This is a genomic window from Pedobacter arcticus A12 (assembly GCF_000302595.1).
GTDB classification, from domain to species: domain Bacteria; phylum Bacteroidota; class Bacteroidia; order Sphingobacteriales; family Sphingobacteriaceae; genus Pseudopedobacter; species Pseudopedobacter arcticus.
On the sequence record NZ_AKZJ01000014.1, the window covers coordinates 26202 to 49276 of the forward strand.

At 38.3% G+C, this 23075-nt stretch carries 17 protein-coding genes; 9 read left to right on the forward strand and 8 right to left on the reverse strand.

The genetic code is table 11. The features are described from left to right. Window positions 1-318 precede the first annotated feature (318 nt). The 7 genes from B176_RS0100135 to mutL form a co-directional block, all read right to left on the reverse strand. Window positions 319-882, reverse strand: coding sequence for a DNA-3-methyladenine glycosylase I (locus B176_RS0100135; RefSeq protein ID WP_017256741.1), 564 nt, complete (start codon window positions 880-882; stop codon window positions 319-321). 11 nt (window positions 883-893) lie between these two features. Then, window positions 894-1238, reverse strand: a complete 345-nt coding sequence (locus B176_RS0100140) for a carboxymuconolactone decarboxylase family protein (protein WP_017256742.1) — start codon at window positions 1236-1238, stop codon at window positions 894-896. Window positions 1239-1317: 79 nt separating this feature from the next. After that, a complete protein-coding gene (gene cysS / locus B176_RS0100145) occupies window positions 1318-2778 on the reverse strand; it encodes a cysteine--tRNA ligase (protein WP_017256743.1) in 1461 nt (486 codons plus the stop codon). A gap of 87 nt (window positions 2779-2865) precedes the next feature. Next, window positions 2866-3981: an endonuclease/exonuclease/phosphatase family protein gene (locus tag B176_RS0100150; protein WP_017256744.1), complete on the reverse strand. Its 1116-nt coding sequence runs from the start codon at window positions 3979-3981 to the stop codon at window positions 2866-2868. Next, window positions 3962-4825, reverse strand: a complete 864-nt coding sequence (locus tag B176_RS0100155; RefSeq protein WP_237739780.1) for a rhomboid family protein — start codon at window positions 4823-4825, stop codon at window positions 3962-3964. The genes B176_RS0100150 and B176_RS0100155 overlap by 20 nt, the downstream gene beginning before the upstream one ends. A 145-nt stretch (window positions 4826-4970) precedes the next feature. After that, window positions 4971-5798, reverse strand: a complete 828-nt coding sequence (locus tag B176_RS0100160) for a rhomboid family intramembrane serine protease (RefSeq protein ID WP_017256746.1) — start codon at window positions 5796-5798, stop codon at window positions 4971-4973. A 10-nt stretch (window positions 5799-5808) separates the two neighbouring features. Then, window positions 5809-7674: a DNA mismatch repair endonuclease MutL gene (gene mutL, locus B176_RS0100165; protein WP_017256747.1), complete on the reverse strand. Its 1866-nt coding sequence runs from the start codon at window positions 7672-7674 to the stop codon at window positions 5809-5811. A 219-nt stretch (window positions 7675-7893) separates the two neighbouring features. On the opposite strand from mutL, the gene B176_RS0100170 reads away from it, so the two are divergent. The 9 genes from B176_RS0100170 to B176_RS0100205 all read left to right on the forward strand — a co-directional run bounded on the left by B176_RS0100170 (window position 7894) and on the right by B176_RS0100205 (window position 19936). Beyond that, a complete protein-coding gene (locus B176_RS0100170; protein ID WP_017256748.1) occupies window positions 7894-9702 on the forward strand; it encodes a serine hydrolase domain-containing protein in 1809 nt (602 codons plus the stop codon). A 38-nt stretch (window positions 9703-9740) separates the two neighbouring features. Next, window positions 9741-10226, forward strand: a complete 486-nt coding sequence (locus B176_RS0100175) for a hypothetical protein (protein WP_017256749.1) — start codon at window positions 9741-9743, stop codon at window positions 10224-10226. A 113-nt stretch (window positions 10227-10339) separates the two neighbouring features. Next, window positions 10340-11482 carry an N-acetyl-alpha-D-glucosaminyl L-malate synthase BshA gene (bshA, locus tag B176_RS0100180; RefSeq protein ID WP_017256750.1) on the forward strand — a complete coding sequence of 381 codons (1143 nt, stop codon included), beginning with the start codon at window positions 10340-10342 and terminating at the stop codon, window positions 11480-11482. 6 nt (window positions 11483-11488) lie between these two features. Continuing rightward, entirely contained in the window at window positions 11489-11722 is a 234-nt protein-coding gene (locus tag B176_RS20835) for a hypothetical protein (protein ID WP_154647844.1), read from the forward strand. A gap of 182 nt (window positions 11723-11904) precedes the next feature. Beyond that, entirely contained in the window at window positions 11905-14718 is a 2814-nt protein-coding gene (gene polA / locus B176_RS0100185; protein ID WP_017256751.1) for a DNA polymerase I, read from the forward strand. 345 nt (window positions 14719-15063) lie between these two features. Then, window positions 15064-15831: a succinate dehydrogenase cytochrome b subunit gene (locus tag B176_RS0100190; RefSeq protein WP_017256752.1), complete on the forward strand. Its 768-nt coding sequence runs from the start codon at window positions 15064-15066 to the stop codon at window positions 15829-15831. A gap of 57 nt (window positions 15832-15888) precedes the next feature. After that, window positions 15889-17823 carry a fumarate reductase/succinate dehydrogenase flavoprotein subunit gene (locus B176_RS0100195; RefSeq protein ID WP_017256753.1) on the forward strand — a complete coding sequence of 645 codons (1935 nt, stop codon included), beginning with the start codon at window positions 15889-15891 and terminating at the stop codon, window positions 17821-17823. 127 nt (window positions 17824-17950) lie between these two features. Then, entirely contained in the window at window positions 17951-18709 is a 759-nt protein-coding gene (locus tag B176_RS0100200; RefSeq protein ID WP_026063056.1) for a succinate dehydrogenase/fumarate reductase iron-sulfur subunit, read from the forward strand. Between the two features lie 261 nt (window positions 18710-18970). Beyond that, window positions 18971-19936: an isopenicillin N synthase family dioxygenase gene (locus B176_RS0100205; RefSeq protein WP_017256755.1), complete on the forward strand. Its 966-nt coding sequence runs from the start codon at window positions 18971-18973 to the stop codon at window positions 19934-19936. A gap of 308 nt (window positions 19937-20244) precedes the next feature. On the opposite strand, the gene B176_RS20020 is transcribed toward B176_RS0100205, so the two are convergent. Next, window positions 20245-22917 carry a T9SS type A sorting domain-containing protein gene (locus B176_RS20020; RefSeq protein ID WP_017256756.1) on the reverse strand — a complete coding sequence of 891 codons (2673 nt, stop codon included), beginning with the start codon at window positions 22915-22917 and terminating at the stop codon, window positions 20245-20247. Between the last annotated feature and the right edge of the window lie 158 nt (window positions 22918-23075).

The following is a 23075-nucleotide window of genomic DNA, read 5'->3' on the forward strand; positions in this document are numbered from 1 at the left end:
TTTGACCGGCTGAGGTTTAAATACTCATATCAATATGAATATAACGTTAAAATTTAAAATATCAAGAATATAAGAGATGTCATCCTGAGCGGAGTCGATGGGGAGCGTTGGGCTCTATGCTTCTTTAAATTTTTATGTTGAATTTACGTTTCGACTCCGCTCATCAGGACAAACGGTTTTGCTTTTGTAAATCCTGTATAAGAGTAAATTGTAAAAAAGTAAATGGTAGCGGAGTTAAGGGATAACCACGGAGAACGCTTAGAGCACAGAGCCAAATGTCAGACTTCTTAGGGTATTTGATTATAGAGGGACATAAACCTAATCTCTAAAACTACAATCTAAAGCGTGGTCGTTTACCATTCCGGTGGCCTGCATAAATGCATAACAAATGGTTGAACCAAAAAATTTGAAACCACGCTTTTTCATGTCTTTGGCAATTGTGTCTGATATTGCTGTGGTAGCAGGTGCATCCTTACTATTTATAAACTGATTTTTAATGGATTTCCCCTGAGGCATAAAAGAATATAAATATGCATCAAAAGTTCCAAATTCTGCTTGAACTTTTAGAAATAGCTTTGCATTACTTACCGTTGTGTTTACTTTTAAACGATTTCTGATAATTCCCGGATCTAATAAAATGCGTTCAATATCATCAGAAGTGAAATTGGCTACTTTTTCTGCATCAAAACCTGCGAAAAGCCTGTGGTAATTTTCTCGCTTACGCAGAATGGTAATCCAGCTTAAACCCGCTTGTGCGGATTCTAAAATCAAAAATTCAAAGAATGTTTTGTCATCATGAATTTCTTTCCCCCATTCTTCATCATGGTATCTGGTGTACAGCTCCTCAGTTCCGCACCAGTGGCATCTTTTTATTTCTTTCATTGATTCTAAATCTATTGTTGTTGCAGTTCGTCCCAGTACTCCAATGCCCTACGGTAATGCGGAATAACAATAGAGCCTCCAACCAAATTAGCAATCATAAAAATTTCGTTCATTTCATCTGAATTTACACCTGCATCATAACATTTGCCCAAATGGTATTTGATGCAATCATCACAACGTAAAACCATGGAAGCCATCAACCCCAACATTTCCTTGGTTTTAACATTTAGCGCACCTGCCGCATAACTGGTGGTATCTAAAGCTAAAAACCGCTTAATATTTGTATTTGCCGTTTCGGAAATACGCGTATTCATTTTTGTACGGTAGTTATTGAAATCTTCTATCAGTTTTGGCATTGGTTTGCGTTTATTCGATAATTTAATTAGCTGTACGCATCAATTAAGCCGAGGTTGAAACCAGAGCAATTGATATGGTTTATTTCTTACTCCAAGTGCTACCGTCTTTTCCATCTTTTACCTCAAAGCCAATTTCGTTTAGGCCGATGCGGATTTTATCTGAAGTAGCGTAATCTTTATTGGCCTTGGCTTCTGTTCTGATATTTAGAATGAAATCCATAACTGGCTCCAAATCATCTGTAGCTTGGATATCGTTTTTTAAACCCAAAACATCTTCTATAAATGCTTGAAGTAGGGTTTTTAATGCAGATAAATCTGATTCGCTGATTTGCATTTTCCCGTCATGAACGGAATTGATGATCCTAGCGACATCAAAAAGCTCGGCAATTAAAACTGGCGAGTTAAAATCATCGTCCATTGCGGTTCTAAACTTTGCTTCAATCTCCGACACATTTACATCCGAAGCTGCGCTGGTTTTTAGTTTATCTAACAAAGAAATGGCGTACATTAAACGCTTAAATCCTTTTTCACTAGCATCCAAAGCTTCGTTAGAAAAATCTAATGTGCTGCGGTAATGGGCTTGCAACATAAAAAACTTGACCACCATTGGGCTATATCCTTTGTTCAGCAAGGGATGATCGCCAGAGAAAAGTTCGCGAGGTAAAAAACTATTGCCTAACGATTTAGACATTTTTTGCCCATTAACGGTAAGCATATTGGTATGGATCCAATAGTTTGCCGGTTGATGACCGCAAGCGGCAACATTCTGGGCAATTTCGTTAGTATGGTGCGTTGGTGCTAAATCCATTCCGCCACCGTGAATATCAAACTGGCTACCTAAATATTTATTGCTCATGGCAGAACATTCCAAATGCCAGCCCGGAAAACCATTTCCCCAAGGAGAAGGCCATTGCATCAAATGTTCTGGCTTTGCTTTAATCCAAAGTGCAAAATCTAAAGGTCCGCGTTTCTCATTTTGCCCACCCAAATCACGGGTGTTATTTAATAAATCTTCCAGTTTGCGGTTGCTTAATGCGCCGTAATTCTCTTTCTGATTGTATTTTTCAACATCAAAATAAATGGTTCCGTTAACCTCATAGGCTAAACCAGTGGCTAAAATGGTTTTCACCATTTCAATTTGCTCAATAATATGTCCGGTTGCAGTAGGTTCAATACTTGGCGGCAAAACGTTAAAAGTTTGCATTACCTGATGAAAATCCACGCTGTATTTCTGTACAATTTCCATCGGTTCAACCGCGGCTAATTTTGCTTTTTTAGAGATTTTATCTTCACCTACATCGCCGTCGCTTTCTAAATGCCCGGCATCTGTAATGTTACGCACATAACGCACTTTATAACCTAAATAGGTTAGGTAACGGTAAATGATATCGAAAGAAATAAAGGTACGGCAATTGCCCAAATGCACATCGCTATAAACCGTGGGACCACAAACATACATCCCAACAAATGGGGCGTTTAATGCTTTAAACTCTTCTTTTTTTCGACTAAGCGTATTGTATATGGTTAATGATGTAGACATGTTGCAAATTATAAAATTTGGTGCGATTTGAATAATTTTAAATGGATGTTGATTTTTGAATGAGGATCAACCAGGTTTTGTACCGAATTATTGGGGCAAAGAAACGCTGACTTTTATTGGATAGTGATCTGAATAATTTTTCTTGATAATTTTATACGTTTCTATGTTGAACGCTGGCGAAGCCAAAACATAATCTATCTGGAAGTTTGGGAAATCGCCATTATAGGTTCTTGCTAAACCAGATCCTTTTTCCTGAAAAGCGTTTTTTAAACCTTCGTTCATCTGCGCTAAAGTGTAGGAAGCTGGTGTGTCGTTAAAATCGCCCATCACCACATATGGTGTGGTGCAACTGGCAAAATGATTTTTTAATTTTTTAACTTCTTGACTTCGCTTCTCGAAAGCCAGTTTTAGTTTTCTGATAATTCTTTTAGAAGAAACCACATCCTTGGTATTGTTAAGATCTGTTTTAATACCATGTATAAAGGAATAATCCTCTGGCTGAAACGAGATGGAAGCCAAATGAACTACATAAACTCTAATTATTTTCTCGTTCTTTTTAATATCAACCCAGACACCTTTATTACCCCCTTCGCTGGTTTCAAATTTAATTGCGCCATTTGCAACAATTGGAAACCTACTAAAAACAGCAACGCCTGTGTACTCATAATCGTTAGAATCTGTTTTGCTGAAATAGTGCGATTTAAAATCCAGTAGTTTGAAAACCGAGTCTCTGAAATCGTATTTACCTTTATGGCGAGAAAAAAACTCCTGAAAACCAACTACATCGGGTGCTTCGGATTTAATCAGGCTTAAAAAACCTTTGGTTAAGGTAGTGTCTAATAAACCTTCTTGTGTTCTAAAATTATGAACGTTATAGGTCATTAGCTTTAGGTTATTACTGTCTGCTAATGTTTCGTTTTCTGTGCCCAGTCTAAATCCAAAAGTACGGGTAAGTGGTTGGTAACCAATTAAAATAAAAATCAGTGAGTACAGACAATACCACTTTTTTAGTAATAACCAAAGAATGGCAAACAGCACATTAGCGAGTAAAATAAAAGGATAAGCTAAGCCAAACATGGTGAAATACCAAGTGCTTAAGGGATCAGTAATAGTAGCGCAATAGCTTAACAATAAGGCTAGTATTGCCAAAAAGTTGACAAACAGCAAGGTTTTATAGAAAAAACTATTTCCTGTTTTCTTCATTTTTATCACTTGCTTTAAAAAGAGTTTCTCTTTCTTTTGCTGTTAACTGATCATAACCGTTTTTAGATATTTTATCTAAAATCTCATCGATTTCTGCTTGGTTGGGAATACTGGTGTTCTGAGCTCTAAAGGTGCCTGGTTGTGGCTTTCGTGAAACTACTTTCAACTTCGGCTTCGGCTTAAACAAGTTTTCGAAAGGTTTACTCCAATCGTTTCCGCTCTGTAAAGCTTTAATAAATAAAAAGCCAAAAATTGCGCCACCAATATGTGATAAATAGCCACCAGCATTACTGCCGGTAACACTTAAAACATCAATGATGATATAAAAAACGGCAATCCATTTTAGTTTTACCGGCCCTATAAACATTAGAGATATCGTATAATTGGGAACCAGCGTTGCACAGGCTACTAATATTGCCGTAACGGAAGCAGAAGCGCCAACAGCGGCAGATACCAACACCGCATCAGCGTAAGCGGGAAAAATATTGAAACTTAAAATGTAGAAAAATGCGCCGGCCAAACCGCCAGCTAGGTAAACAAAAACCAGCTTTTTACTGCTCAAAAAGTTTTCGAAAATTCGACCCATCCAAAACAGCCAAAGCATATTGAACAAAATGTGAAAAAAGCCCGCATGTAAAAACATGTAGGTAAATGGTGTCCAAAAACGGTAAAGTAACTTTGGTAAATAAGTAGGAACAGCCAGGTATTCTCTTACAAAATCATTGATGTGGCTTTGTTTTGTAAAAAGAAAGTCCAAAACATTAAGTACTCCAAAAATTAAAAATATGGCTACATTAATTGCAATTAGCAGGTTTACTTTACTGCTTGTTGCAAATATTTTCATTTTTAATTCTTGGTAGGTAGTCATGCCTGTGTTAAGTTAAAAGTAGAAAGTAAAAAGTAAAAAGACTTATATTATTGGAAATAAGATTTTCCTATGATATTTTACGTCATATTACATTTTACTTTACACTAGGATCAATCTCGATTTAAGAAAACGCATCGGGACGTTTAATATTCCAAAGCTTGATCAAAATGAAACCAACCAACATACCGCCTAAATGTGCAAAATGGGCAACATTATCTCCTGGATTATTCGCCATACCGCTATAAAGCTCAAATAAACCGTATAAAATAACAAGGTATTTGGCCTTCATCGGCAAAAAGAAGTAAATGTAAATCAGCGTATTTGGAAAAAGCATTCCGAAAGCTAAAAGAATCCCGAATACAGCACCTGATGCTCCAACAACTGGTGTGTTTAATTTTGCGTTTAAATAGCTATTAACAATACTTACAGAAGCCTTTTTCGCATCAACACTTTCTGGATTCTTTGCCCAATATTCACCGATACGGTTAAAATCTGGCTGAATAGATTCCGGAACTTCTTCTTTTACAAAGTTATTGTAGTTGCTAATGGTTGGGTTTGCCGTATAAATCTCTGCGCTACTTTGTAAAGGCGTAATTTCTATGGCTTGTACACCCAGAAAAAGTAAGGATGCGCCAATACCGGTTAACAGGTAATAATTAAGAAACTTTTTAGAGCCTAAAAAATTTTCTAAAATTGCTCCGAACATCCAAAGCGCAAACATGTTTGAAAAAATGTGGCCGATGTTGGCATGCATAAACAAATGCGTAATCAGCTGCCAAATTCTAAATTTTTCTGATGCCGGATAAAAAAGCGCTAAATGTTCTGACAAGTCGAACCCAAAATTGTTCTGGAACACGTAAGTGGCAAAAAAGAAAATACCGTTTATAATCAGTAAATTTTTCACAACCGGTGGAAACAAAGTGTTTCCTAAGGGTCTCATTTCTCTCATTTATTTTTATTTAATACTTGTTAAAGCGTTCAAAAAGCTCGTCAAGTGTAATTTTTACGATAATTTGTTTACCACCAAGCGTAGCATTGGGCATAGCGCAGGCAAACAGTTGATCGATCAGATTATTCATTTCCTCAATCTCTAATGTTGTGCCAGCTTTAATCGCCGAGTTTTTTGCTAAGGTACGGGCTAAGTTATCACGTTTATCTAACTTTAAAACCGTGTGATTATTTTTAAAACCTTCTATTAATTCCTCCAGCATAATAGCTAGATCATTGTTTTCGGGTAAATCTGCCGGAACGCCCTCAATCACCAAAGTGTTTTTACCAAAATCGCGGATAATAAATCCCAGCGCATGAAAATATGGCAGAAGCTCTGTTGCCAAAGCAAAATCTGTGGTGTTTAAAGTTACCGTTTGCGGGAATAAACTCTGCTGACTTGAACCTTGGTTTTGCTCTAGTTGTGATAAAAACCTTTCGTACAAAATGCGCTCATGTGCCGCCTGTTGATCAACGAGCATAAAACCCGATTTTATTTGGGTAATGATATAGCGTTGGTGCAATTGAAAAACCTGTCTAGTGCTTAAAGTTTCTACTTTCTCATCACCGGTAGCAAGGCTTTTTTCATTATCGAGTTCAAAACTATGTTGGGTAAAAGATGGTTTCTCATTAATTTCGTAAAGTGAGCCCCAATTTCTTGGGATGCTATTTCGCTCGCCTACGTTACGCAGAAAGGGAATTTCCTTATTGGCAGTTTTTCTTTCTTCGTGAAACGGATTAAAATTAGGATTAAAATCAACGGCAGGTGCTGTAATTTCTTGTAAAGGCTTATTCGTGAGCATTCCGTCAAAAGAAGTTTCCTGATTAAAATCTAAAGTAGGTGTAATGTTATACCTCCCTAAAGATCTTTTTACAGCCGAACGGATGATTGCATAAATTGCTTTTTCATCCTGGTATTTAATTTCTGTTTTGGTAGGATGAACGTTGATGTCAATTTTGGCAGGGTCAATTTCTATAAATAACACATAAAGCGGAAAACAGTCCTCGGGCAAAAGTTGCTCGTAAGCAATCATTACCGCATGGTTTAAGTATCCGTCTTTTATAAATCGGTTATTAACAAAAAAGAACTGATCTCCGCGGGTTTTCTTGGCAAAAGAAGGCTTGCCAATAAATCCCTTCACCTGGATAATGCTCGTTTCCTCGTCCAAAGGCACTAATCTTTCATTATAGTTGTTTCCCAACAAATGTACAATGCGTTGTTTCAACTGGGTAGATGGCAAATGGTAAACCTCTTGCCCATCATGGTGCAGCGTAAAATGTATCTCGGGATGTGCTAAAGAAACCCGTTGAAACTCATCCAAAATATGCTTCAACTCAACCGGGTTGCTTTTCAAAAAGTTTCTACGGGCCGGAATGTTATAAAAAAGGTTTTTTACGGCTATGGATGTACCCGAAGAAGTTGCACAAGCTTCCTGTTTAACAACAGTTGAAGCTTCAACCTGTAAAAGTGTACCCAACTCTTCATCGTGTTTTTTACTCTTTAACTCAACTTGTGCAATTGCAGCAATAGAAGCCATCGCCTCGCCCCTAAAACCCATGGTTCTAATGGCAAACAAATCTTCAGCTTTTCTAATTTTTGAAGTTGCATGGCGCTCAAAGCACATTCTTGAATCGGTTGCACTCATTCCACAACCATTGTCAATTACTTGTATCAATGCCTTTCCAGCATCTTTAATAATCAGTTGAATTTTATCGGCGCCAGCGTCTATAGCGTTTTCCAACAACTCTTTAACGGCAGAAGCGGGTCTTTGTACCACTTCCCCGGCCGCAATTTGGTTGGCTACAGAATCTGGTAAAAGTTTAATTATATCTGGCATGTTGCGCAAAAATAAGCAAATTTTTGAGGGCATTAATTGGTGCTACAAGAATTTACATATTTTAACGCTTAGCTTATCTTTTGCCTAAGCTATCTTTATAAATTTATTAGCTTTAGCCCGCTGAGTGCAACGCTTTTATAGTAAAAGCAAATTTTGAGGCATAATAAATGATGAATAAAAAAATTGTAGAAAACAGCATTCAGCCGATAACGATCTCAAATGATTAAAAAATTAATACTCATTAATACCATTTTTTGCAGTCTTACGCTTTTCTCCTGCGGACAAGATCATGTAGAAAGCGAAAACTGGCTTACCAAGTTTAAAAGCGCCAGCGAAAGTACCGTTGTTTTAAATAACGAATCGAACCTGGTCCCGCTTAAAAACCTGGACCAACGGAAAATAGCGTTTGTTGACTTGGGTTTTAGCCACTTTATGGTTTTCGACAGTCTTTTAAACAAATACGATAAAACGGATTTTTTTAATGGTAATATCTATTGCGCTAATCAAGAATTCAATAAATTATTGGACGATTTAAAATATCACAACACGGTAATTGTAACCTTGTCAGATGTTTCTGTGTTCAACACCGATGTATTGGACTTACTCGCTAAACTCCAAATAAAAAAGAATTTAATTATTGCGCTTTTTGGGGATGCTAAAAGTTTAACAAAGCTAGATAATATGAATGCGCCGATAATCTGGAGTCCTTTACATACCAATGAAAGCGCAAGTTTTAGCGCACAACTGGTTTTTGGAGGAACAGAAACTAAAGCGGTATTGCCACAGAGCTATACCGAGAAATATCAGGCTGGAGCAGGAACCAAGATAGAAAAAATTAGACTTAAATATACCGTACCAGAAGAGGTTGGAATAAACATCGAAGATTTAAAAGAAATTGATGCCATTGCCACAGAAGCCATCAGTAAAAAAGCAACGCCCGGCTGTGTGGTATTGGTTGCTAAAGACGGAAAGGTGATTTTCAACAGGGCTTATGGAACGCATACTTATGATAGCGGTGCACAGAAAGAACAAGTAAGTGATATTTTCGATCTAGCATCTATCACCAAAACATCCGCCACAACTTTAGAGGCGATGAGACTTTATGAAAACAATAAACTAAATTTAGATACAGCTATTAGTACTTATCTGGCCCAAACCAAAGACACAGATAAAAGCACTATTAAAGTCCGTGAGCTATTATTGCACCAAGCGGGGCTTATCCCTTTTATTCCCTTTTATGCAAACTTAAAGCCCCAGGATTTCAGCCGAGATTCGTCCGAAACCTACAACATTAAAGTGGCAGACAGCTTTTTTATGCAGAAAAGTTACTACAAAGATGTAATGTGGCAACAGATGCTAAAAAGCCCAATTAAAACCAGGGGTAAATATGTATACAGCGATTTAAGCATGTATTTTATGAAAGAGATTTTGGAAACCATTACCCAAAAGCCTTTGGAAAATTATGTTTCGGAAAACTTTTATAAACCATTAGGGATGTACACCACAGGCTTTAATCCGCGATATCGCTTTTTAAAATCACAGATTGTACCTACAGAGCAGGACGCATATTTCCGTAAAACACTTTTATGGGGTTACGTACATGACCAAGGCGCCGCAATGGTAGGTGGCGTAGCAGGACATGCCGGTTTGTTTTCTAACGCTTCTGATTTGGCAATCTTATACCAGATGCTTTTAAACAAAGGAACTTATGGCGGTAAAACCTATTTTAAACCGTCAACGGTTTCTTTATTTACTGCTAAACAATCTGATATTAGTCGGCGTGGTTTAGGTTTTGATGGATGGGATGCCGAGTCAAAGACCGGCTATCCTTCTAAATTGGCGTCGTCCAAAACTTTTGGACATACTGGCTATACGGGAACAGCAGTTTGGGTAGATCCAAAGGAGAACTTGGTTTATATTTTTCTTTCAAATCGGGTAAATCCAGAAGTTAACAACAAGCTTTCTAGTTTAGATATCCGCCCACGGATACAGGACGCCATTTATAAAGCTATACAAAAATCAAAATAGTACGAACAAAAAGGCTTGGTATTTGTTATCCTAGCATTATGAACAAATTTATACTTAAAAACAGCCTTTTTAAGGCATTGATGGTTGTTATGGTCAGCCTTTTCATTACTGCATGTTCAAAAAAGGTAGTGAACCCAGAAGTTCAACGATTGCAATCGCAAAAAGAGCTTTTAGATCTTAACACAAAACTTAATAAGCTTAATCTTTCACTAGAAAAAGAGCTCGGAAACGTTAATTCTTTGGTAGCAGATGTTGACAAAGCCAATGATAAAGCGAGTAAGTCAGCTTCGGAAGCCAGTAAAAGATCAGCAGATGTTTCAAAACATCCGGGCGATAGTCGTATTGCTAAAAAGGCAGATAAAGCGTCTAGAAATGCTGCAAGTGATGCAAAAAGAGCTTTGAAGCTTAACAAGAAATTGAGCGGTGCTAATGATAAAGTAAAGAGCTATCAAAAAGATATCGCAAACACGCAAACAAAACTAGGGGAGCTTAATTCAAAAATTAACTTTGCGCCAAACGAGTAAATTTTTTCGAAGCGCTGATTAAATGGTGGAAACACCTTGTTTTCTTACATTAACGTTACTTAATTCCACGGCAGAAACGTTTAGTTTTGTGCCAGTTATTCAACAAAATAGAAATGAAGATAGGGATCGTTTGTTATCCAACATTTGGAGGTAGTGGTGTAGTGGCTACCGAATTAGGTAAAGCACTTGCAGATAATGGGCATCAGGTCCATTTTATCACTTATAGCCAGCCGGCAAGGCTGGATTTCTTTTCAGAAAATCTTTTTTACCACGAAGTTTCGGTATCCAACTATCCCTTGTTTGATTACGCACCTTACGAGCTGGCTCTGTCTAGCAAAATGGTGGACGTGGTCCGTTTCGAAAAATTGGATATTTTACACGTTCACTACGCTATTCCACATGCTTCGGCTGCGTTTATGGCCAAGCAAATCTTGGCAACCTACAATATTCATATCCCAGTTGTTACCACCTTACACGGTACAGATATTACTTTGGTGGGCAGAGATGTGACTTTTAAACCAGTGGTAACTTTTTCCATCAACCAGTCTGATGGTGTTACCGCCGTTTCCGAAGATTTAAAGAGGTCAACTTATGATCATTTTGAAATCACCAAAGACATTAGGGTAATCCCTAACTTTATTGATCTTAACCGCTTCAGCTTAAAACCAAAAGATCATTTCAAAAAGGCGATTGCCCCACAAAATGAGCGCATCATTGCACATACCTCCAACTTTAGAAAAGTAAAGCGTACGCAGGATGTCATGTATATTTTTCAGAAAGTTTTAAAGGACGTTCCGGCTAAGCTTTTAATGGTAGGCGATGGTCCAGAGCGTGTAAACTGTGAACAGATTGCCAGAGAATTAGGCATTTGCGAACATGTTAGGTTTTTAGGAAAACAAGACGCTGTGGAAGAAATTCTTTCAGTTTCGGATTTGTTTCTGATACCTTCTGCTTCCGAAAGTTTTGGACTGGCAGCCTTAGAAGCTATGGCCTGTAAAGTGCCGGTTATTTCTTCAAATATTGGTGGCCTACCCGAACTAAACGTAGATGGTGTTACTGGTTTTATGGATAATGTTGCCGATGTAGAAAGTATGGCTAAACATGCCGTTTATATTTTACAAGACGATGCCCGTTTGGCAGAGTTCAAAGAAAATGCTTTAAAAAGAGCCAAAGAATTTGCGCTGGATCGTATTTTACCCCTGTATGAAGATTTTTATAATGAGATAATTGCGTTGAGTAAGGCTGGGCTAGCATAGGTTTTTTTGAAAAAGAACGCTCAACACTTTTGGCGGCCAGCAGTCCCGCTTTCCATTACAAATCCTCATTCCGCAAGCTCCATTGTGGGTTTTCCATTGCAATCGGGTTTAGGAACATTGGCTTGTGCAGAGAAAGATTTCGTCACGCTAAGCTTAGCGAAACCTGCCTACTGGAAAGCAGGTATCTTCCGTCCAAGCAGGGTTTCTCTTTTCGAGAACCCTGCGTTTACATACAGCTAAATAATCAAAACTCAATTAACGCAGTGTCGTCTGCGACAGACCCCGCTTGAACAAAGCAGACGACCGATACTTATACAAATCTCATATAGCATTCTCAAACAAATAATCCCAAACCCAAAATATTAGTCCTAAAATATTAAATTTGGAAAAATGCTTTTTTCAAAGGCAAAACAAAAACAAACATGTCAAAAAAACTCTTTCTTTTAGACGGAATGGCGCTGGTTTACCGAGCACATTTCGCGTTAAGCAAAAACCCAAGATTCACTTCTCACGGTATCAACACCTCGGCAGTAATGGGCTTTACCAATACTTTGTTAGAGGTTTTAAAGAAAGAGAAACCATCACATATCGCCGTAGTTTTTGATACGGCAGCGCCAACGGAAAGGCATACTGATTACGAAGCTTACAAAGCCCAGCGCCAAGCCATGCCCGAAGATCTTTCGGCAGCTTTACCTTATGTGGTAAAGTTGATTGAGGGTTTTAACATTCCTGTGCTTACCTCAGATGGTTTTGAGGCCGATGACATTATAGGCACTTTGGCCAAGCAAGCCGAGAAAGAAGGCTTTACCGTTTACTGCATGACGCCAGATAAGGATTTTGCACAACTCGTTTCAGAGAATATTTACATGTATAAACCCGCTAGAATGGGAAACGACATGGAAATTTTAGGTGTGAAAGAGGTTCTGGCGAAATGGGAGATTGAGCATGTGCATCAGGTAATTGATATTTTAGGCTTATGGGGAGATGCCGTGGATAACATCCCTGGAATCCCTGGAATTGGAGAAAAAACTGCTAAAAGTTTGATAAAAACTTACGGCTCTATGGAAAACATCATTGCCCATAGTCACGAGTTAAAGGGAAAGCAACGAGAAAACGTCGAGAATTTTGCAGAACAAGGTTTGCTTTCTAAAAAATTAGCAACCATTATATTGAATGCTCCAGTTGAATTTCACGAGGAAAGTTTCAGAATTGGTCCGCCCGATAAAGAAAAACTAGAACCGCTTTTTGCAGAACTGGAGTTTAGAACTTTGGGGCGCCGAGTATTTGGCGAAGATTTTAGCGTGAGCGATGTTAAAGGAAACACCAGCGGACAAATGGATTTGTTTGGCAAACCCACAGAAGCGCAAGGAATCACAAATATCAACATTACGCCAGCCCAAGCCGGTACTTTTGTAGAAGGTGGAAAAAATATAGAAAATACGCTACACGCTTATCATTTAATGGATGATACGGCAAAGCGAACAGAGCTAATTACGCTTTTACAGCAACAAAAAGCTTTCGCTTTTGATACGGAAACCACTGGTATTGATGCAAACAATGCAGAACTAGTTGGATTTTCTTTCAGCTTTAAACCAGCAGAAGCCTACTACGTTCCGCTTCCTTTTGATTTTGACGAATGTAGAAAAATCGTTCATGAGTTTGCGGACGTATTACAAACGCCGTCCATCAAAAAAATTGGTCAGAATTTAAAATACGACATCCTTATTTTAAAATGGTACGGCATTGAAGTTGCCGGCGAACTATTTGACACCATGTTGGCGCATTACCTTTTAGACCCAGATACTCGCCATAATATGGATGTTTTGGCCGAAAATTATTTGGGTTATACCCCAGTTTCCATTACGGAACTCATCGGTAAAAAAGGAAAAAACCAAGGTAATATGCGTGATATCGATGTAGAAACGGTAAAAGAATACGCCTCCGAAGATGCCGATATCACTTTGCAACTGCATAATGTGTTTGCGCCAATGCTCAAAGAATCTAACGCTACAAAATTAGTTTCGGAAGTGGAGAACCCGTTGATTTACGTATTGGCAGCTATGGAAATTGAAGGTGTGCGTATTGATATGGAGCAATTGCAAAAATACTCCATAGAGCTTGAAAAGGACATTGTCCGTTTAGAAGCTTCCGTTTATGAAAAAGCGGGTGTTAAATTCAATTTGGCATCGCCTAAACAGCTCGGAGAAGTTTTATTTGATAAGTTAAAGCTGGACGATAAAGCCAAGAAAACCAAAACCGGACAGTACCAAACTGGCGAAGATATTCTGTTGGCTTTAGCGCCGAAATCTGATATTGTGCAGGATATTGTAGATTTTAGGCAGTTGTGTAAACTTAAATCAACTTACGTAGATGCTTTGCCTTTGCTGATTAACCCAAAAACCGGAAGAGTTCATACTTCTTACAACCAAGCCGTTGCAGCAACCGGAAGGTTAAGTTCTAACAATCCGAATCTGCAAAATATCCCAATTAGAACAGCTCGTGGAAGAGAAGTACGAAAAGCTTTTATCCCGAGAGATGAAAACCATATTTTGCTTTCCGCAGATTATTCGCAGATTGAACTGCGCATCATCGCAGAAATTAGTGAAGATCCAAATATGATGGAAGCCTTTACACAAGGTTTGGATATCCACACCGCAACGGCAGCAAAAGTTTATGGAATTGCGTTAGAGGAAGTGACTTCGGACCAGCGTCGGAATGCCAAAGCGGTAAACTTCGGCATCATTTACGGTCAGTCCGCTTTTGGCTTATCGCAAACTTTGGGTATTCCAAGAAAAGAAGCTGCAGAGATTATTGAAAACTATTTTGAGCAGTACGCAGGCATTAAAAAATATATGTCGGATACCATGAATTTCGCCCGTGAAAACGGCTATGTGGAAACCATCATGGGCAGGCGAAGATATTTGCGAGACATCAACTCGGCAAACCAAACTGTACGTGGTTTTGCAGAACGAAATGCAATTAATGCCCCAATACAAGGTTCCGCAGCAGATATGATTAAGATTGCGATGATCCAGATCCATAAAGATATCATTGACCAGAAACTACAATCAAAAATGACTATGCAAGTGCATGATGAGCTTGTTTTTGACGTGTTTATCTCTGAAAAGGAACAGATGAAGGAGATTATTAAAACCAGAATGCAGAACGCGATTAAAACTAAAATTCCTTTGGTTGTGGAGGTTGGAGAAGGTTTGAATTGGCTGGAGGCACATTAATAAATTATTACTCCGCTGTTCGGGATGTTAGCGTAGCGCATCCCGAAATGCAAAATAAAGCGGATTTGCAATCCCATCTGCGATAAGCGCTCTGCATTATAATAAAATTGAAGGATTACAAATCCGCACCGCTAAATAATTCGACATCCCCTAACGGAACATGTCGAACAACTTAAAACTATAAATCAAAATAGTTTTCCACTCGCATCTATGGGGGCTTAGTGTATTTTATTTAAAATGTTTCTAAATAGACAATACATGACGGTTAATAACAGTTATTGCAATTTTATTGTCATATAATAGATACTTTTGTAGCCGTAAAACCATCAAATACCAAAATATATAATGAGTAATTTTTCAAAAGCATTTTCTTCCACACTCGGTAGAAAACTGATTATGAGTTTAACAGGGCTCTTTTTGTGTTCGTTTTTGATCATTCACCTTATCGGGAATTTTCAATTATTCAAAAACGACGACGGCCTAGGCTTTAACCAGTATGCGCATTTTATGACACATTTTACACCAATTAAGGTGGTGTCGTACTTATTGTACGCTTCTATTATTGTGCATAGCGTTTGGGCAATCATCATTACCAGAAAAAATAGAGCTGCTCGTCCGGTAGCTTACGCTATTAAACCTAAAGACGGTAGTATTTGGTCTTCTCGTAACATGGGGATATTGGGAACAATTATTTTTGTTTTTATTGTAGTGCACATGAGCAACTTTTGGTACAAATATCACCAAGGTTATACACCCTATATCGAATATCAAACAGATGTAAAAACAGGTGCTACTACAAGTAGAGTTTTAGATGCTTCTGAATTTAAACAATACACCGTATATGTAGAAAACGGTGTAGAAGTAATACAAACTGAAGATTTGTATAAAGAAGTTGCTATCGCATTTCAGCAATGGTGGTTAGTTGCTTTTTACGTGTTAGCGATGGCTGCATTGGCATTTCACCTCATCCATGGTTTCCAAAGTGCTTTTCAAACGTTGGGCTGGAACCACAGAAAGTACTTTCCAATTGCTAAATTTTTGGGTGTATGGGGTTTTGGATTGTTGATTCCAATCGGGTTCGCTTTAATGCCATTATATTTTCTGTTTAAATAATAAAAAAATTCAGTCAGCGCTATTGATGCTCGGCTAATAAATAAAATTAAGATAAAGATGAAGTTAGATGCTAAAATTCCAGAAGGCCCACTAGCCGAAAAATGGAACAAACATAAATTCGATCTAAAACTGGTAAACCCAGCCAATAAGCGTAAGTATGATGTAATTGTAGTTGGTACAGGCTTGGCTGGTGCTTCTGCGGCGGCATCATTAGCAGAACTAGGATATAATGTAAAAGCATTTTGTTTTCAGGATAGTCCACGTAGAGCGCATTCAATTGCTGCTCAGGGTGGGATTAATGCTGCAAAAAATTATCCTAATGATGGTGACTCTGTTTATCGTTTGTTTTACGATACCATTAAAGGTGGTGATTACCGCTCTAGAGAAGGTAATGTTTACCGTTTGGCGGAGGTTTCTGTAAATATTATTGACCAATGCGTTGCACAAGGAGTACCTTTCGCTCGTGAGTATGGAGGTTTGTTAGATAACCGTTCTTTCGGCGGTGCACAGGTATCTCGTACTTTTTACGCAAAAGGACAAACTGGTCAGCAACTTTTACTAGGCGCATATTCTGCTCTAAATCGCCAAATTGAATTAGGAAAAGTAAAAATGTACACTCGTTCAGAAATGTTGGACGTGGTTGTAGTTGACGGGAAAGCGCAAGGTATTATTACCCGTAATTTAATTACCGGTCAGGTTGATACGCACAGCGGTCATGCCGTTCTATTATGTACTGGTGGTTACGGAAACGTATTTTATCTTTCTACCAATGCGATGGGAAGCAATGTTACTGCAGCCTGGAGAGCGCACAAAAAAGGAGCTTATTTTGCAAATCCTTGCTACACGCAAATTCACCCAACTTGTATCCCGGTAACTGGCGATCACCAATCTAAACTGACGTTAATGTCAGAGTCGTTACGTAATGATGGTAGAGTTTGGGTTCCTAAAACCTTAGAATTATCTCAGAAATTACAAAAAGGAGAGCTAAAAGCTAAAGATATTAAAGAAGCAGATAGAGACTACTATTTAGAGCGTAAGTATCCATCTTTTGGAAACTTAGTTCCACGTGATGTAGCTTCAAGAAATGCAAAACAAGTTTGTGACGAAGGTAGAGGTGTTGGAAAATCTGGTTTAGCAGTTTATCTTGATTTTGCAGATTCTATTGGAAGGTTGGGTCAGCCTGCAGTTGCAGCTAAATATGGTAACTTGTTTGATATGTATCAACAGATTACTGACGAGAATCCGTACGAAGTGCCAATGCGTATTTATCCAGCTGTTCACTATACCATGGGCGGGCTTTGGGTAGATTATAATTTAATGACGAGCTTACCTGGACTTTATTGTTTGGGAGAAGCAAATTTCTCTGATCATGGTGCAAACCGTTTAGGTGCTTCTGCATTAATGCAAGGTTTGGCCGATGGATATTTTGTAATTCCTTATACGGTTGGGGATTATTTAGCCAACATTGGTCCTGCACCTATAGATGCAAGCCGACCGGAATTTGCAAAAGCAAAAGCTGAAGTTGAAGAAAAAATCAAAACTTTATTATCCTTAAACGGAACAAGAACTGTAGATGAGTACCACCGCGATTTAGGTCATATCATGTGGGAATACTGCGGAATGTCTCGTACTGCGGAAGGTTTACAAAAAGCGAAAGGCTTAATTGCAGATCTTAGAAATTCTTTCTGGAAAGATGTGATTGTTGTTGGTGAAAATGAAGAGGTTAACCAATCATTAGAAAAAGCAGGTAGAGTCGCAGATTTTATTGAGCTGGGCGAATTGATGGTTGATGATGCACTTAACCGCAGTGAATCTTGTGGAGGTCACTTTAGAGAAGAATCTCAAACACCAGAAGGCGAGGCTTTAAGAAAAGATGATGAGTTTGCATATGTAGCAGCTTGGGAGTTCAAAGGTATTAACATGCCGGAAGCGCTTCATAAAGAAGAATTGATTTTTGAAAACGTTAAATTAACACAAAGAAGTTATAAATAGTAGGAAGTAAAAAGTAGGAAGTAAAAAAGTAAAAAGTAAAAAGTAAAAAGATGATATGCTGTCTTAATACTTGATACTAAATACTAAATACCCAATACTAATACTCACTACTCAATACTAAAGTATTATGAGTGGACACATGAATCTGACGTTGAAAGTTTGGCGTCAAAAGAACAGTACAACACCTGGAAAATTTGTAACATACAAAGCAGATGAGATTTCCCCAGACATGTCGTTTTTGGAGATGTTAGATGTTGTGAATGAGGATTTAGTAAAAAAGAAGGAAGATCCAATCCATTTTGACCACGACTGTAGAGAAGGTATTTGTGGAATGTGCTCTTTAGTAATTAACGGCGAACCACACGGACCAAAACGAGCAACTACAACTTGTCAATTACACATGCGTAGCTTCTCTGATAAAGACACTATAGTTATTGAGCCGTGGAGAGCTACGGCTTTTCCGGTAGTAAAAGATTTAGTTACAAACCGTTCATCTTTTGATAGAATTCAGCAGGCTGGTGGTTACGTTTCTGTTGGTACAGGTGGTGTTCCAGATGCTAACGAGATTCCAATTTCCAAAGTAATTGCTGATGAAGCAATGAGCTCAGCTACGTGTATTGGATGTGGTGCTTGCGTTGCAGCTTGTAAAAATGCTTCGGCAATGCTATTTGTTTCTGCAAAAATTTCTCAGTTTGCATTATTGCCACAAGGGCAACCAGAGCGTTACGCTAGAGCAGAAGCTATGGTGTTGCAAATGGACGAAGAAGGATTTGGAGGTTGTACAAACACTTATGCTTGTGAGGCACAATGCCCTAAAGAAATTAAGGTGACGAACATTGCCAGAATGAACCGCGAATTCTTTAATGCAGAGTTGATAAAATCATAATATTTAAACCAAATTTTACAAAAGGGATGCATTAATTTGTATCCCTTTTTTTTTGAAGGAGGATTTGCAAGGTTAAGAGCCTCATCATGTTGAACGCTAGTGAAACATCTCACGAATAGGTAATAAGTTTTATAAGTGGCGGTTGATTTGTTAAAAACGTAATTATCTATTAATGAACAACATAATAGTCTGGTCTTCTTTTTTATTTGACTTTGTCCACATTTTTAAGCTACATTTATACTAATCAAACTGGTTTAAATTATGGCTAATCATGTAAACATTCCCCGCTTAGACCTAAATGACTATTTGAAAGGCTCTGCTGAACAAAAGAAAAAGTTTTCTGACGACATTGGCAGGGCATTTAACGAAACGGGATTTGTTACCATTACCAATCATGGTTTAAGTCAAGATCTAATCACCCAGATTTATCAACAGATAAAAAACGTATTCTCTTTATCAGATGGCCAAAAACTGAAATACGAAAAAATTGAGCTTGCAGGGCAAAGAGGTTATACCTCAAAGGGACGAGAGAAAGCGAAGGATTCAAAGACTCCAGATTTGAAAGAGTTTTGGCAGATTGGCCAATATGTGGAAGATGGAGACGCAGTGAAAGATCTTTATCCCGATAATATCGAAGTTGAAGAGTTTCCAGAATTTAATGCTGTTACCAAAGAAACCTATCAAAAATTAGAGCAGGCAGGCAAGCATATTTTAAATGCAATTTCTGTTTATTTAGGTTTGCCCGAAAACTACTTTGAAGATAAAGTGCACAACGGAAACTCAATTTTAAGAGGAATTCATTATTTTCCGATAGAAAATCCAGATGCTTTGCCAGCGGATGCTGTGAGAGCAGGTGCACATGAAGATATCAACTTAATTACCTTATTGATTGGTGCCAGTGCAGACGGATTAGAAGTGTTAACCCGAGAAGGCGAATGGTTTGCCATTACCGCTCAGGGCGAAGATATCGTGGTAAACGTAGGCGATATGTTGCAGCGTTTAACCAATAACAAGTTAAAATCAACCACGCACCGAGTGGTGAACCCACCGAGAGAATTGATGAAAAACTCCAGATATTCTGTTCCGTTTTTTTTACATCCAAAAGCTAAAATGAATTTAGCCTGTTTGCCGTCTTGCATTGATGAAGTTCATCCCAAAGCGTATAGCGATATCACAGCTGGCGAATATTTAGATGAACGTTTAAGAGAAATCGGTTTAAAAATGTAATTCTCAAATTTGAGAATAGGAAAGAAGGTGTTCGAGAGGGCACCTTTCTTTGTTTAAAGCGAAAAGTTAATTTCTGTACAACCTTTCCAACTTTGTCTTTCATCTCGACGATAGGAGAGATCTGTGGTTTATTTGCACTGTCCCAACTTTTAGAATTGACTTTTTAACCCTGTACTTTAAGAATGGGTTCTGTTTTCCATCGCTTACTAATTTCTCCTCTTACCTTGTTAGGAATGATGGGAGAACGCAATAGAAAAAAATGCCCTGCAACTTATCGCTTCAGGGCATTCAAAAAAAACTCGTTTCTGTTATAACTTCACGATTTTAAATGATCTGCTTTCTTTTGCACCTACCAATCTGATCACATAAGTGCCAGTTTCATAAGTGCTCAAATCAAACTGGATTTCGTTTTGTTCGCCATTAACTAACTGTTGCGCCAATACTTTTCCAGTTAAATCTATTAAAGTTGCATTTGTAAAAGTGCCCGGGCTAAATTTGATGCTTGCTAAATCTTTAGTTGGATTTGGGTAAACAGATAAACCTGCTGTGTTTAGCGTTGGAAGTTTTACCGTTTTTAAACTTAGTTCCTCCGTTTTACCATCTGTGTCTGTTTGGCTCAATTTGTAGTAATTCACACCCGCGAACGGATTAAAATCTACAGTTGAGTAACTTCCACCATTTTCTCCTTGAGATTTTACAGTGGTCATTTGAACAAATGATTTTCCATCAGCACTTTTTGAAACGGTAAAATAGTCGCTATTTTTTTCTGAAGCAGTGTTCCAGCTTAAGCCTACTTTATGATTAGTTTTTACAGTTGCATCAAAGGAAACCAGTTTCACTGGCAAAGTTCCTAAGGGGAAACTTTTTGCGTAAGCCCCCCCAGATGTGTAGGCTACGATTAATTCACTTCCACTGTTAGCTATATTTGCGCTGGTTGTTGCTTCTGCTGAAAACCTGGATGAACCTACTAATTCCCAATCTAAACCATTAAATTTCTGTACAGTAAGCTTGTTGTCGTTGTTTGTTCCATCAATATAACTTACGTAGGGTGTGCTGCCCACAAAAGTGATATCAGGATGAGTTGCATTGCTTGACGAGATCGCCGGTGCGCCAACAGTCTCCCAACTGATACCGTTAAATTTACGTACTGTAACTTTTTCAGCTGGTGCGCCTCCTCCCATCGGGCGTATGCCCGAAGATTGTGTTCGTCTCTGACCGGTAGCCAACGCATCATCAGTATATACAACATAAGGGGTGGTTCCGTTAAAAATAATTTTTGTGTACTTAGCAGCACCATCAGAAAAACCCGCTGCACCTACGTTCTCCCACGCTCCACTCACAAACCTCTTAACTGTTGCCTTACTCTGGTTTGCATCATCTTGATAAACTACATAAGGCGTTGAACCGTCTAAAGCTATTGAAGTATAATTTACGCTTCCCGCAGAAAACCCTTGCGCTCCTACGGTCTCCCAAAGATTTCCGTTTAACTTTTTTACAGTTGCTTTATTAACCTGCGCATCTTTATATACAACATAGGGTATACCATTATTAATAGCCATGTTTAAATACTTGGGCTGGTTTGTAGAAAAACCGCGTTGCCCTACATAATCCCAATCAGTGCCGTTAAATTTCTGCAAGGTAGCTTTGCTATCGGCATCGTTATCAAGATAAAGCACATAAGCATCATTGCCGTCGAATCTGATAGATATATCTTTTACAGAAGCTTCTGAAAACTTACTGACGCCGACCTGTTCCCAAGCTGTCCCATTGAATTTTTTCACACTTGCTTTTTTATCTGATTCACCGCCGTAAAAAGCTACATAAGGTGTAACGCCGTTCATGGCCAAAGATGTTGAAGAAACGTTTTGGGAAAAACCGTTTCCTCCCAAAACTTCCCATTTTACGCCATTAAACTTTTGAACTTTTGCTTTGTAGCTATCACTTTCATCTGAGTAGCTGATGTATAAAGAGCCATTGTTGAACGCTAATTCTGTATAATCTGATTGCCCATGTGGCATTTCTGCAAAGTACTCCCAACTTAGGCCATTAAATTTTTGTACTGCCAAGCTGTAGCTGTAGACATCTTTGTATAAAATATATGGAGTTCCTGAATTATCAAAGGTCAATTTGGGAGCGTCCGTACCTTCATAAGCAAGACTATTTTCGTCCATTGATTTCCACAATCCACCATCAAGTTTTCGGACATACACTTTTTCATCATGCGAGTTTTGGTAGGTAACATAAGGTACGCTGTTATTTAAGTATAAACGGAGGTCAATAATATTTTCATCAAAATTAAGATTAGGTGTGCCCACTACTTCCCAGTTGTTGCCATTAAACTTACTAACCGTTCCCTTTTTGTCATTTGCATTATCAGCATAAGCAACATAAGGTGTATTTCCATCTATGGCTAATGAAGTAGAGGAAGTGCGTGATGCATTAAAGCCGCCGTTACCAACTGTTTCCCAGGTTAGCCCATTAAGTTTTTTAACGAAAACTCCCTCATTGTTGTCCTCATGGTAAGCCACATAAAAAGTTCCATCATCGCTTACTGCTATGGAAGCACTATACGCCTGTTGATCAGAGAATCCAGCATTTCCTACGACTTCCCAATCATTCCCGTTAAATTTTTGTACCGTGAGTTTACCAGCATTGTTTCCGTCGGTAAAAAGTACATAAGGCGTCGTCCCATGTATAATTAACGAGATATAATAAGCGCCGGGTGCCGTAAATCTTTCTGCCCCTACCGCTTCCCACTTTCCTCCAACAAATCTTCTAACAGTCATTTGCATGGTGAGGTCCTGTCTATCTAACAGGGCAATATACGGCACATTATTATCGTCGAAAGCAATGTCATTACCATTGGTTCTAATTAAGGTCGCTTGATTAAAATCATCCGAACCTAGCGCTTCCCAGTTTTGAGCTTTCCCTAAAAAAGGAAGAAGCAACATTAATAAAAATAAGTAAGGTGTTTTTTTCATAATAATGTGTTTTTGTGAAAAATTGTTTGTGTGTATTTATAAGTAATCGTGTTAAAATAATTTCTTGATAAAATCCATCGTTACAGATTTGTCTGGTGTGTTCCTTTGTTCTCGAGGAACTGACTGCACATCAGTTTTTCGATAGTGTTGTTGCTTCA